The sequence below is a fragment of the Streptomyces sp. NBC_00234 genome (assembly GCF_036195325.1).
GTDB lineage: Bacteria > Actinomycetota > Actinomycetes > Streptomycetales > Streptomycetaceae > Streptomyces.
Window position 1 is genome coordinate 5512530 of the sequence record NZ_CP108101.1, and the last position, 13371, is coordinate 5525900.

Genomic DNA, 13371 nt, shown 5'->3' on the forward strand with positions numbered 1-13371 from the left:
GGACCGTCCCACCCGTCGCGGCGGGAGGGGCGGAGCGGGCCTCGCGTGACGTACGTCTCGCCACCGTAAGGCCGTCCGAGGGCTTCGAGGAGCCGCCGTCAGGTAGTTGGCCGGATCGTGGGGGTGACCCGTCCGGAGCTGATCGGAGCCTCCGTATCCGGCTGCCCGGCGGAGCGCGGGAACGCCAGTGCCGCGGCGATCCCGGCGGCGGCCAGCACCGTCGCCCCCACGAAGACCGTCGTGTACGAGGAGGCGGCCGGATACCCCTGGGTACTCGTCGTGACGGCCAGGACCATGAAGCTGACCTGCACGCCGAACGAACCCCCGAGGTTGCGGAGCACGCTGTTGATCCCGACCGTCACCGCCGTCGAACCGCTCGGCGAGGCGAGCGTGAGCAGCTCCGCCATGGCACCGCCCAGCAGGCCGGTGCCCAGTCCGGTCAGGGCCGTGCCCAGGGCCAGACCGGTGGCCGTTCCCGTCATGAGGGCGAACACGGCGGGAGAGGCGGCGAAGAGCACCGTACTCGTGATCATCACGGCCCGCGCGGTCATCCGGCCGGACTGCCGCAGCCAGCCGGACAACAGCCCGCCGGTGACGGCGGCGACCTGCATCGGCAGCATCACCAGCACGGTGAGGGCGCCGTCGGCGGAAAGCCCGTACCCCGTGGAGCGAGGGGCGTCGGCGAGCACCGGGGCGAGGATGCCCGTCTGGAACATCACCAGACCCGTCAGCAGGCTCACCACGTTGAGGGTCCAGATCGGGCGGCGGCCCAGCAACCGGGTGTCGATCGCCGGCTGCGCCGACCGCTGCTCCACCCGCACGAGGGCCACGCAGCCCGCCGCCCCGGCCAGCAGCAGCACCGCCCCGGTGGAGGAGCCGAGCCCCTCCCGGCCGTACTGGCTCAGGGCCAGCAGCAGACAGGCGCTCACCGCGCTCAGCAGGAGCAGACCGGGGATGTCGACCCGGGTGCCGGCTCTGCGCGGAGTCTCGGGCAGTACCGCGAGGCCCGCCACCAGGAGGACGACCGCCAGCACGCCCGCGGTGACGAACAGCCCCCGGAACGCGGCGGCCCCGTCCCCGAAGACGCCGACCAGCAGGATGCCGATGCCGCCCCCGGTCCCGAAGGCCGCCGACAGCACCCCGGAGGGCCCGGCCAGCGACTGCCCGGGGAAGCCCTCCCGCAGCAGGCCGATGGCGAGCGGGAAGAGCCCGGCCGCGACGCCCTGCACGAGCCGTGCGACGAGCAGGACGGTGAACGACTGCGCGGCGGCGGCCACGACGGCGGCCACCGCCACGACGGCGAGCACCGCGACCAGCACCACCCGGCGGCCGTAGAGGTCCCCGAGGCGTCCCACCACGGGGGTGGCGACACAGCCGACCAGTAGATGCCCGGAGACGATCCACGCCGCGTCCGTGCCGGAGACCCCGAAGGCGTGCTGGATCTGCGGCAGCAGCGTGGCGACGCCCAGCTGGAGCAGCGAGAAGAGCCCGCAGGCCCCCGCGAGCACGGCGAGGGCCGCACGCCGCCCGGTGGACGGCGTGCGGTCGTGTGCCTTGTTCAACGCTGCTCGCTGGTGACCGGCTCCGCCAGCGACGTCACCTCGGCGGATTCGAAGCGGTGGCAGTAGTGGCCCATGCGGGAGACCGGGTAACTCGTGCCGATCGCCGCCATGGTGAACGCCTTGAGGTCCCCGGCCACCGGCCGGTAGCGCCCGTTCGCCCCGAAGCTCTGGTCGCCGTATCCGACCCGGACCCGGCGGGGCTCCAGTGCTCCGCCGGTGAAGTACGCCGGCCAGTCGTGGGCGTACTCGGCGGACTTGCCCTGCTCGGGCGCGTACTCCGGCCGGAGCATGATGTCCTGCTGGAACCGGAGCACGTCGTCCAGCCGGGCGTCCTGGTCCGGATGCAGACCGAGGGTGCCGAGGTACTCCCGCAGTTCGGCCTGGAACCGGTCGAAGTCGCGGGCGACGCGGAGCCAGCCCCAGTTGTCGATGGTCCAGCCCCGGCGCTTGCCGTACGGGGCCAGATCGGCGGCCATGTCGGGCTGACTGGCGACCAGGTTGGCCAGCGGCAGCGTGGGGATGTCGATGTAGTCGTGGTACAGGCTGCGCATCCGCAGGTACAGCGCGCCCAGGACACTGTCCGGGCGGCCGGCGAAGTAGTTCTGCAGCCCCTCGTAGAAGCGGGTGTAGCCGATCCCGTGCTCCTGCCGCAGGAAGATCGACAGATAGCGGGTGTAGCAGCCGTTGTGCAGGAACTGCACCGACTGGATGAAGCTGAAGCACTCGACCCAGTCGGCGCGTGGCATGGCGTTGGTCTCCATGACCATCTGCACGGTCTCCGCCTCGTCGTCGGGCGTGCCCTCGCGCTCCACGTACATCCGCTTCGGGACCGTGCGCAGCCCGTACTGGGCTATCTTCTCCGGGGTGTTGAGCGGAGCGTTGGGCAGGATGGCCAGCTCGTAGACCCGCAGATCCTCGTGGTTGCCGGCCTCCAGCAGTGAGCCGATGCCGTCGCGGAACGAGCGCGCGGTCTCCAGCGGCAGGCCCAGGATCAGCTCCGTGTAGGTGTGGATGTTCTCCGCCGCGTACCGCTGCTGGAGCTTGCGGTAGTTGTCCAGGCCGATGTTCTTGCGGTCGATGGCTTCCAGGACGTCCATGTCGGTGCTCTGCATCGACAGCGTGGTGCCCATCAGCAGATCGGCGTCGTGCCAGGTTTTGCTGATGTCGAAGACCCGGTCGTTGGAGTTCTTGGCGAAGTTGACCCGGACCTGCCTCGGGGCCCCCAGCTCGCCCCGGGTCTCCGCCAGGGCGTGCGCGATCTCCAGGTCGCGCGGCATGATGCCGAAGTTGGCATCACAGATGAACAGGTCCTCCACGTCGTGGCGGGCGAACCACTCGATCTCGTCCTGCAGACGTTCGTCCTCGAACTTCCGCAGCGTGCTCATCGTCGCCGAGCCCCAGTCGCAGAACGAGCAGGAGTACGGGCAGCCCCGGTTGGTCTCCCACAGGGCGTAGAAGCGCAGTCCCCGCTCCCGGCAGGTGGCCACGGCGCCGTCCATCACCCCCAGGAGATACGGGCTCGGGGTGTCGATCAGCCGCGGCAGACGTACGGCCTTCGGCCCGGCCACCGCCGACACGCCCCGGCGCACCGAGACGCCCGGCACCGTCGCGTAGTCCGGACCCGCGGTCAGGCGCTCCGCCAGCAGCCCGCGGAACGCCACCTCGCCCTCGCCGTGGGCCAGCACGTCCACGTACGGGTGCCGCTCGAAGAAGTCCCCCGGCCGGTCGGGGACATGCGGTCCGCCGGCCACCACCAGCACGTTCGGGTAGCGCTCCTTGACCAGCTTCGCCACCTTCATCTGGCGGCGGAAGTTCCACACGTAGCAGGACAGGGCCAGGACATCGGGCTCGACGATGCCGTCCGCCATCTCCTGGACCGGCGCGACCAGGAAGACGGGCTCCTGGAAGTCGTAGGCGGCGGCGATCTTCTCGTCCTGCTCCGCGTAGGTGCGCAGCAGCCCGGCCACCAGGGGCAGGAAGGGAAACGCGTTGAGGCCGATGAAGTACACCTTGCGGCCGTGGCTGGTGAGTTCGGCGGACATGCTGGTCACGGCTCCTCGTGGTCGGACGGTTCTCGCGGTGGGTACCGGGCCGGTCGGTCCTACTTCGTACTGGGGACGCGCTCCGGCTCCCAGGGGCGCGACCAGTCCGCGCCGCCCCGGATGGCGCGGAGCATCTCGTCGAAGGCGCTGTCGTCGGAGTAGTAGAAGACCGACGGGTCGGCGCCGGAGGTCACTCCGGGTGTGGCGCGGGAGCTTGCCCCCGCCAGCAGGTCGGCGAGCCGGTGGTAGAAGGTCTCCAGCGGCAGGCGGGTCGGGAACAGGGCGTGGTAGCAGTCGAACAGCTCCGGATCGTCGCTGATCAGCTGCGACCGGCTCTCGTCGTACAGATCCGTGCCGGGCAGCGGGGTCAGCACCGAGAAGCTCGGCATGTCGACCTGGAGCTCCTCCACGGTGTGGCTGAGCCGGGCGAAGTCCTCGTCGAGCCAGTTGGGCTGCACGATGAAGTTGGCCCGCACCTTGACCCCGTTGGCGTGGAACATGTCCAGCGCCCGCCGGGTCTGGCCCGGGTCGGTTCCCTTGCGGTAGCCCGACAGTTCGTCGTCCGTCATCGACTCCGCACCGACCAGCACCGAGTCCAGACCGACCTCGGCCCAGCGGGCGATCACATCGGGCCTGCGCAGCGCCGTGTCGGTCCGCACGTACATGTGGAACCGCTTGCGGAAACCGGCCTTGTCGATGGCGTCGGCCAGCTCCAGCATGCGTCCGGGCTGGATGAACGCCTCGTCGTCCACGACGTACAGGTTCCGGCCCTCGATGTCGGCCATCTCCGCGAGCACCCGGTCGATGTCCTTCACCAGGTAACGCCGGTCCGTCATCCGCCACAGCGAACAGAACTTGCAGGTGTACGGACAGCCGGCGGTGAAGCGGATCAGCGACACCGGGCGGTACACCGAGTGGAAGTAGTCCCCGCGGTGGTGGGAGAGCAGCGAACGGTCGGGCATCGGCAGGTTGTTGAGCGCCGCCGGCTTGGGACGGCGGTCGCGCTCCAGACCGGTGCGCGCGTCGTACGGGGCGAGCCCCGACACGGGCGAGGGAGAACGGCCGGCCTCCAGCTCGGCGGCCAGATGGCTGAGTGCGGCGCCGCCCTCACCGGCCACGATCCAGTCGGCCGAGAAGCCGTTCAGCCACTCCGCCGACACCGTCGGATGGTGGCCGCCCAGCACGATCGGGACGTCCGGCCACAGCCGCCGGGCCTCCCGGCTCACTTCCCGCGAGACGTGCACGCTGGTCGTGTACGGGATGGCCACACCGATCAGGTCGGGCGGCTCGTGCGTCTGCGCGTACGTCTCCAACGACGGGTCCAGCCGCAGATCGTGGATGGTCACGTCGTGGTCGCCGCGCAGCGCGCCGCCGAGGTACTCCAGCGGCAGCGGCTCGCAGCAGCTCAGCCGGTCGCTGAGGAGGGCCCGTTCGTTACGAGGCCACACCAGCAAGACCCTCATCGGATCCCTCCCTTTCGTTGGTCCCGTTCCCCGTGCCGGCGCCCCGGGCCGGCGGCCCGTCCTGGCAGAAGACGGAGGTCGCGATGGCGTGCAGCCGCTCGGACTGGATACGGAGGTCCTCGCTGCCCAGGGCGGCGGCGAACATCCGGCTCATGGCGGTGCCTTCGTGGATGCCCCGCTTGGGCCGCCAGGCGACCTCCGCGGGCAGGACCTCGGCGGCGGCGCTGCGCAGCACCCACTTCGCCGTGCCCTCGCGGACCTTCAGCCGTCCCCGGATGCCGAGGGCCGACGCCATCACCTCGCGCGTCCAGTACGGGTAGCGGACGACGATGTCGCGGGTGTCGGCGAAGGCGGGGCCGAACTCGTTGCTCCGGGCCGTCGCGGCGGTCTGCGCGACCACCGCCCGCTCGATGTCCGCCTCGCCGCCGGTGCCGCCGAGGCCGGCGAACAGCAGGTCGGCGCCGTAGCCGGAGAGCAGCACCTGACGCCGGTCGGCGGCCATGGTGGTCAGCAGGAAGCAGGCGGGCGCGGCGATCTGGAGCGTCAGCAGGTCCCAGGTCTCCAGTGCGCGGATCATGTCCGGCAGCAGCTCCGTGAGCTGGTCGGGGCCGAACATCAGCTCGTGGTGCTTGCTGCCCAGACGCTCGGCGAACCACGCGGCCTGCTCGAACTCGTCGCCGAACGGCGTGCCCACGGTGTACGTGTGCAGTTCCGCACCGGAGGTCTCCCGGGCCGCCAGCGCCGCGACCGTCGAGGAGTCCACCCCGCCGCTCAGCATGACGCCGATCTCGTCGACACCGGCGGCCAGTTGGGCCACCGAAGCGCCCAGCGCGGCGCGTACGGCGGCCACCGCCTCCTGCGGGTCGGTCGCCGTGGGCTTCTCCGGCAGCGCGCGCACCTGACGGGTGGAGACCGGCTCGGTGCCGTACGTGTCGACGGCCAGCGTCACCGCGGTGTTCGCGGGGACCGACGTCACCCCCGCGAAGCGCCCGCCGGGCAGCAGCGACTGCGCCGCGTCTCCCAGCACCGGGGCCCCGGCGAGCAGCGGCAGCACCGCTCCGGCCGAGGTGGCGACCAGCAGGGTGTCGTCGGCGGCGCGCGCGTAGTGCAGCGGGCAGGTGGCGCCCACATCGCTCCACAGGGTGGCCCGGCCGTCGCGTACCAGCACCGCGCAGTAGCGCGCGTAGCACCGCTCGGTCCAGGACAGCAGTTCGTCGAGCGGGGCGTGGACCGGCGGGGCCTCCTCGGTCAGCCGGTCGCCGTGCACGATCAGCGCGTCCGCGCCCTCGCGCACCACCAGCGTGCTCAGTCCACGGCCCGTGCCCAGGGCTTGGAACTCCACCGGGCCCGAGTGGCAGCGCAGCAGGAAACCGGCCATGTCAGTACACCCCTTCGACGCGTCGTCCTTCGGTGAATTCCGGGGAGTACGGATCCCCCAGCCAGGGCCAGGGGTAGCGCTCGGCGGCCACCCCGTACGGGCGCACCCGGCGCGCCCGGTCGCGCTCCAGGAAGCCCGGCACCAGCGCGTCGTCGGTCAGCCGCCAGACCCGCACCCGGCCTTCCTCGCCGTACGGCACCTCGGCGCCGTGCTCGTCGATGACGTCCAGCGCGACGTGCGGCCGGCAGGGGACGTAGACCACCCGGTGGTCGTCCTCCGCCTCGAACGGCTTCTGCCAGTTGATGCCGGTGGTCGACGTGCCGTACATCCCGACGACCGGCACCCCGGGGAAGACCTCCTCGCGCAGCTGGCGGTGGGCGTCGGGCTCCATCGTCGTACCGGCGTGCACGATGGCCCGCACTCCGACCAGCGCCTCGGTGCCCAGCCGCTCGGGGAGCATGTCCAGCAGCCGTGAGGTGCAGAAGACCACCCCGATGTCCTGCGCCCGGACCACTTCCGCCACCTGGTCCCAGATGTGCTCGACGTACCGGTCGTACGCGGCCGTCATGCCCTCCTCGCCGAAGATCTTCACGATCCGGGGGTCGAGGTCGATCGAGAAGCACATGCCGCCGCGGCGTTCCGCGAACGCGACGACGAGCCGGCCCGTGGTGTGCGGGCCCATCGGTCCGACGAACAGCCAGTTGGTGTTCCTCGGCACTCCGTGCAGATCCAGGAACTCGTCGGAGAACTCCAGGATGTCCGCCCAGTAACGGGCGCCCCAGGTGCCGTGCTTGGCGGGCCCGGTGGTGCCGCCGGTCTGCGCGGCCCAGAGCGGGCCGCCCTCGCCGAGCACCGACCGCGGGACGAAGTTCTCCAGCGGGGTCCGCCGCGACGCCTCCTCGTAGTGCATCTGGTCGGCGCCGTCCGTCAGCCCGAGCAGGGTGATGGCGTCCTGGAGGCTGCGGACCTTCTCCAGGGCGTTGGTGCCCAGGCGCCGGTCCCGCTCCAGCCAGTAGGGGGTGCCATGCCGGGGGTCTAAGTGGAGGCGGACGGTCCGGCGAACGTCGTCATCGGTGATCGGACGGAGCACCGACTCGCTCGGACTTCGCATGGCGGATCCCTCTTCTCTGATGCTGTTCCTGCCGCCGGTCACGCGGAGGTGCCCGGCAGAACTGCCTTCTTCTTGAACAGGAAGTCGGCCAGATACCCCTCGTGCGGATCGTGGGGGTCGTAGCCGCGGTCGAACTGCTCGCCGCCGAAGACCTTGTCGACGCCCGGCTCCTCGGCGAGCGCCCGTACCAGCCCGCCCGCCTCGCCGACCACGGACACGATCAGCGAACCCGCGCAGGCCGCGACCGCCTTCGAGCGGGGGACGTGCGCCACCGCCGTGAACGGGAACGGCAGTTCCGTCCCGAACAGCGGCGAACCCGCGTCCAGCAGCAGCACCGTGGGACGCAGATACGCCACCCCGTCGAGATCCACCCGGAGCGGCACCCCGGTGGCGGCCTCGGTGACGTCGACCGCGCCGGCCGCGATCTCCCGCTCGATCCGGGTCGCCAGCGCGTCCCGCGCGGCGCGGTCCGGGAAGGCGGGCACGGCGGCCGACGGGTCGTCGAGCGGCAGCACCGGACGCGTCGCGAACTCCCGCGCGAGCTGCCCGGCCGCCTCCTCGGCGTCGCCGAGCACGACGAGGGAGCTGATGTTGGTGCACAGCCGCCCGCAGCCGGCGAACGCCTCCCGGGCCAGCCGCTCCCAGGCGTCCTTCGGCCCGTCGGCACCGACGAGCGCCCGGCTGCGGCCGTAGTGATACGTCTTGACCTTCCCCGGAGCGAGGTCGCCGGGGACCTCCTCGCCGGGCCACAGCACCTGGTCGGCCAGCCGGCGCAGGGCCGGCGCGTCGCCGTGCACCAGCGAGACCGCGTTGTCCGGCAGCCCGGCCGCGTACAGCGCCTCGGTGAACAGCGTCGCGGTGAACGGGTCCCGGGCCGAGGTGCTCAGCAGCACCGGACGGCGTGCGGCCAGGGCCTGGAGCCACTCGACGCCGATGGTCGGGAAGTTGTCGGGCACCCGCACGTGCACGGACCGCCCGGCGGGCCGCCAGCTCCACCGCGGGTCGTCGCCGCCCGTCCGGTACGCGGCGACGGTGCCGTCCGGGGACTGCGCGGCGAGGATCTCCTCCATGCGCCCCAGGTCCTCGGCGACCGTACGGACCCCGCGCGCCGCCCGCCGCGACGGGAGACCCGTCGCCGCGGACAGCGCCCGCAGCCACGGGTCGAGCTCGCCGCCGTCCAGCCGGGCGCTGACCCGGGCGGCGGCGTCGCGCAGCAGACCGAACCAGGCGTCGTCGGCGATCCCGCGCAGTACCCGGGCCGTCTTCTCCGCCTCCTGCGCCATCCCGAACTGGACCAGCCGCCCGGCGTTGCCCAGCCGGGCCACCTGCCGCCCGGCACCGTCGTCCAGCCGTCCCGGCCGGTTCGACATCACCGGCCGGGAGCCGGAGTACGCCGGGACGTCCAGGGTGCCCGCAGTGCCCGGGACAGCCGGGGAGGCCGTCCCGGCCGCTGTCGTGAGCATCGTCACTGGACCTCCGGGACCAGGGCCGCGGGCTCCTTGGCCATCGGTGCGCCACCGTCCATCAGACCGAGGCGCGTCTGCACGGTCTTCAGGTTGGCGAGGAAGGCGATGCGCTTGTACTGGCCGTCCTTACGGGTCGGGGTCATGTCGTCGTAGAGCTTCCACAGCTCGTCGATGGAGGCCCCCGGGCTGGAGGTCACCGGGACGTGCCCGGTGTAGCAGTCGGTGTCACTGGTCTCGACCGTGAACTCGACCCGCTTCGCCATGTCCTTTTCGAGGTCGGCGTGGAACGGCACGAAGAAGCACGGCGAGACGATGTCGTGGGGGTTGTCGCCGAGCCGGGCCTGCAGCCAGGTGATGGTCGAGCGCATCGCCTCGTCGGTCTCGCCGGGGATGCCCAGGATCATCGTGGCCTGCGTGCCGATCCCGGCCTTGCCCAGGGAGTCCAGGGCCCGTTCGGTGACCGCGACCTTGACCGGCCGGCCCAGACGCTTGAGCAGCGACCAGTCCAGCGTCTCCACGCCCACCAGCAGCCGGAAGCAGCCGGATTTGCGCAGCATCTTCGCCATGTCGTCGTCGATCAGGTCGGGCCGGGCCTTGGCCTCCCACTCGAACTTGCCCTGGAGGCCGGAGTCCTCGATGGCCTGGCACAGCTCCTGCATGCGCGGGACGTCCTCGACGAAGTCGTCGTCCTCGATCCGGATGCGGTCGAAACCGTGCACCTCGACGAGTTCGCGGATCTCCGCCAGTACGCGCCCGGCGCTGTGCCGGCGCTGACCGACACCCCACTGGTGCTTGGAGTAGCAGTAGGCGCAGGCGTACGAGCAGCCGCGGGCGGTGACGACGTTGCCGGCCCGGCCGCGGGAGATCGTCCGGTACCGCTCCATGTCGGCCAGGTCGCGGGCCGGCATGGGCAGCTTGTCCAGGCGCATCACCTGCGGGGCGGCAGGCGTCTCGACGACCTTGCCGTCGTCGTCGCGGAAGACGATCCCGCGCACCTTGTGGAGGTTCTTGCGGCCGTTGTTGCCGAACTCGTGGACCAGGTGCGAGAAGGTGACCTCGCCCTCGCCCTTGACGACGACGTCGGCGGAGCCGTCCTCGACCAGCTGACGGGCCAGCGGGGTCGCGCCGACACCGCCCAGCACCGTCAGGGCCTTCGGGTGGTGGTGCTTCACCTCGGAGGCGAGCTTGACGCCGTTCTTGAGACTGGAGGTCAGCACCTGGATGCCGACGATGTCCGGGGTGTAACCGCGCAGGGGCTCGTTCGGCGTGGCGAGCGGCCTCTGCAGGACGAAGAGCTGGTCGTCGATGAAGTGGACGTCGGTGCCCGCGGTGTCGTGGAAGGTGCCCTCGCGCAGTACGGCGGCCAGGGACAGCAGCCCCAACTGCGGTGCGGAGATCGACTCCCCTGAGTACGCCGACCGGCGAGCGTTCACGAGAAGAACTTGCATGCTTGTCTGCCTCCTGCGAGTGGACAGTCCTCAGGCGCGGCCCGGCTGACCGCCCGCAGCCTGCGTGCACACGGGGCCTGTGGCTGGAGATCGTGCTGTGCGTGCGGCCCGTGTGCTCACACGGTGGGCCTGCTCCGGTCGTCAGCGGGTGATCAAGGATGGGGGGTGACCGCCGGGCGTCTGGCCCGGCGTGACGGCGTGCCCGGACGCGAGTCCGGTCGATCTGCAGCGGTGCTGGAAGAGCTGGACCGGCACGTGTGCTCCAGCCCACCACGGGCCTCCGGCGCCGTCCAATGCCTTTAACGGGTCGCCCCCGCACAGCCGTGGCATGGGCGTGTTCACCGCCTCCGGCCATGCCTTCGGCGCATCGCGGTGATGCGCCAACGGCTTCTGTGCCGGGGGCCGGCTCTGTGGCAGCATCGCTGCGGAGTTCAGCAGACCGATGTGACCCTGCACGCGCTCTGAGAGGTACCGATGACCGCTTTCCAGCGACCGGCCGATGCAGCGGACGTGACGACCGTGACGTCGGACCCGGAGGCCGACCGCGAGACGTTCTGGCGGGACGGAGTGATCCGCTGGGACAACGTCCTGACGCCCGCTCAGGTGATCGCCCTGCGGGCGTCCATGGAGCGGGCGTTCTTCGACGAGGGCGACAAGCCCGCCGACGGGGTCCTCGACCTGTCCGAGACGCAGGAGAGGCCGAGCGACCGGGCCCTGCTCCAGAAGATCGGCATCTGGCAGAACGACCCCGTCTGCGAGGAGCAGATCCGCCGCCCCGACCTGGTGCCCCGCGTGGAGGCGCTGCTCGGCGGGCCGGTACGGCTCTTCCGCGACCACTCCTTCTACAAGCCCGCGGGCAAGGGCGAGCGCAGCCGCCTGGTGCTGCACCAGGACAACCGCTACTGGCACCTCGACCCGCCGGACGCCGTGACCATCTGGATGGCCCTGGACGACGCCACGCTGGAGAACGGCTGCGTGCACTACGTGAAGGGCACCCACCGCCTGGGCCGGGTCGAGCACATCCGCCCGGAGGAGGGCGCGGTCCTCGTCGAGGCGGTGACCGACCAGGAGACGGTGCCGTATCCGATCCCCGCCGGCAGCGCCCTGGTCCACCACATCAACACCCTGCACGGCTCGGGACCCAACCTCACCGACCTGCCCCGGCGGGCCTATTCGCTGGTCTTCGTGCGGGCGGACACGACGGTGCGCGGCCGGCCGATGACCGACTACCCGCTCGCCGCAGACCTCATCCGGTGAGCGGTCCGATGACCACCGATACCGGAACGGACACCGGCACCCCGCCCGCGGGCCCCGCCGGTCTCCACCCGGACACGTACGAGACGATCCTGCTGGAACGCGCCGACGGCATCGCCTGGGTCACCCTCAACCGGCCCGAGCGGCTCAACGCCACCAACGAGCGCATGCACCACGAACTCATCGACGCCTTCGGCCGGGTGGCTGACGACGGGGTCACCAAGGTGCTCGTGTTCACCGGCGCCGGGGACCGGGCCTTCTGCATCGGCAGCGACCTGGGGTTCCTGGGCGAGGTGCTGGCGGGCGACAAGGGCGACACCGAGGTGTTCGAGGTCTACCTCGCGCGGATGAACCGGGTGGCCTTCGCCCTGGAGCGGCTGCCCATGCCGACCATCGCGATGGTGCAGGCCAAGGCGCGGGCGGGCGGCTTCGAGCTGGCCATGGCCTGCGACCTGGTGCTGATCTCGGAGGAGGCGCGGATCGGCGACGTCCACACCCCGTACGGCCATATGCCGGGCGCCGGGGCCTCCCACCGGGCGGTCCGCAAGATGGGACTCCAGCCCGCGATGGAGATGCTCCTGACCGGCCGTTGGCTGTCGGCCGCCGAGGCCGTGCAGACGGGTCTGGCCCTGCGGGCCGTACCGAAGGACCGGCTGCGCGAGGAGACCACCGCGCTCGCCACCACGCTGGCCGCGATGCCGGGCGACTGCCTGCGTCATCTGAAGGCCGCCGTCATGGGCGGTCTCGGCGTCTCCGTCGAGGAGGCCGTCGCGGTGGAGACGCGTGAGTACCTGGCCCTGATGCGGGGCTCCACCGGGCCCGTGGACGGATTCCGCGAGGGACAGCGCGAACGCGCGGCCCGACGCGGCGAGGCCGGCTGACCGCTCTCGCTTCACGGCGCCCCCGCACCGACGCCGAGCGCCGGTGCGGGGGCGGTTCAACTCACGCCCCCGTAGCGGCGCTTGGCGTCGGCCAGGTCCTCGACCCGGGTGGTGTCCCAGGGCTGTTCCCACCCCGCGAGCCGCAGCAGCCAGGCGACCAGGCTGCCGGTGAAGCCCCAGAGGAACAGGTCCCCGGCCAGGAAGCCCGGCCCGGTGTAGCCCGCGGTCATGCGCACCCGCAGCCGGCCCGCCGGATCGGCGAGCTCCCGTACGGGAATCCGGTGCACGGACACGATCTCGCTGCCGTCGCTCGCCGGTGCGGTGCCGCCCTCCCACCAGCCGAGCACGGGGGTGACCGAGAATCCGCTCCAGGCCAGGTACAGCGGTCGCAACGGTGTGACGACGCGGATGGCCGCATGGTCGAGACCGGCCTCCTCCGCGGTCTCGCGGAGGGCGGTGTGCACCGCGTCGCGGTCGTCGGGGCACACGGAGCCGCCGGGGAAGCACACCTGTCCCGGGTGGTCGCGCAGGGCGCCGGAGCGGCGGAGGAAGAGCAGATCGGGCCCGTTCTCCCCGGTGCCGAACAGGACGAGGACGGCTGAGGAACGGCCCGAGGCCGGGCCCCGCGCGGTATAGCGCTCCAGTTCCGGAGCGCTGTCACGGGCGGCCAGCGAGGCCACCTCGGCCAGCCAGGAGGGCACTTGGGGTCCGGGCGGATGTCCCGTATCGAGAGCCACGGCCGCCAGCGTAGGCGAGCCGCGGGCCC

At 71.7% G+C, this 13371-nt stretch carries 10 protein-coding genes; 2 read left to right on the forward strand and 8 right to left on the reverse strand.

The window, feature by feature from the left end:
• Positions 1 to 98: 98 nt before the first annotated feature.
• From OG230_RS24480 to OG230_RS24510, 7 genes are read right to left on the reverse strand one after another with little or no spacing between them, the layout of a single operon-like run.
• Positions 99 to 1562, reverse strand: coding sequence for an MFS transporter (locus OG230_RS24480; RefSeq protein ID WP_328905873.1), 1464 nt, complete (start codon positions 1560 to 1562; stop codon positions 99 to 101).
• Entirely contained in the window at positions 1559 to 3604 is a 2046-nt protein-coding gene (locus tag OG230_RS24485; RefSeq protein WP_328911516.1) for a B12-binding domain-containing radical SAM protein, read from the reverse strand. The genes OG230_RS24480 and OG230_RS24485 overlap by 4 nt, the downstream gene beginning before the upstream one ends.
• Before the next feature lie 59 nt (positions 3605 to 3663).
• Positions 3664 to 5067 carry a B12-binding domain-containing radical SAM protein gene (locus OG230_RS24490; protein WP_328905874.1) on the reverse strand — a complete coding sequence of 468 codons (1404 nt, stop codon included), beginning with the start codon at positions 5065 to 5067 and terminating at the stop codon, positions 3664 to 3666.
• Positions 5039 to 6445, reverse strand: a complete 1407-nt coding sequence (locus tag OG230_RS24495; RefSeq protein WP_328905875.1) for an asparagine synthase C-terminal domain-containing protein — start codon at positions 6443 to 6445, stop codon at positions 5039 to 5041. Before OG230_RS24495 ends, OG230_RS24490 begins: the two co-directional genes overlap by 29 nt.
• A 1-nt stretch (position 6446) precedes the next feature.
• Positions 6447 to 7556, reverse strand: coding sequence for an AMP-binding protein (locus tag OG230_RS24500; protein WP_328905876.1), 1110 nt, complete (start codon positions 7554 to 7556; stop codon positions 6447 to 6449).
• Positions 7557 to 7594: 38 nt separating this feature from the next.
• Positions 7595 to 9019 (reverse strand): aldehyde dehydrogenase family protein, encoded by a 1425-nt coding sequence (locus OG230_RS24505; RefSeq protein ID WP_328905877.1) that lies wholly within the window; start codon positions 9017 to 9019, stop codon positions 7595 to 7597.
• A gap of 2 nt (positions 9020 to 9021) precedes the next feature.
• Positions 9022 to 10470, reverse strand: coding sequence for a B12-binding domain-containing radical SAM protein (locus OG230_RS24510; RefSeq protein WP_328905878.1), 1449 nt, complete (start codon positions 10468 to 10470; stop codon positions 9022 to 9024).
• A 510-nt stretch (positions 10471 to 10980) separates the two neighbouring features.
• Here OG230_RS24510 and OG230_RS24515 point away from each other — a divergent pair.
• A complete protein-coding gene (locus OG230_RS24515) occupies positions 10981 to 11727 on the forward strand; it encodes a phytanoyl-CoA dioxygenase family protein (protein WP_328905879.1) in 747 nt (248 codons plus the stop codon).
• A gap of 8 nt (positions 11728 to 11735) precedes the next feature.
• A complete protein-coding gene (locus tag OG230_RS24520) occupies positions 11736 to 12605 on the forward strand; it encodes an enoyl-CoA hydratase/isomerase family protein (protein ID WP_328905880.1) in 870 nt (289 codons plus the stop codon).
• Positions 12606 to 12661: 56 nt separating this feature from the next.
• Here the strand turns inward: OG230_RS24520 and OG230_RS24525 are convergent, their stop codons facing one another.
• The gene (locus tag OG230_RS24525) at positions 12662 to 13342 is read right to left on the reverse strand and encodes an NUDIX hydrolase (RefSeq protein ID WP_328905881.1); all 681 of its coding nucleotides are present in this window, start codon (positions 13340 to 13342) and stop codon (positions 12662 to 12664) included.
• Positions 13343 to 13371 lie beyond the last annotated feature (29 nt).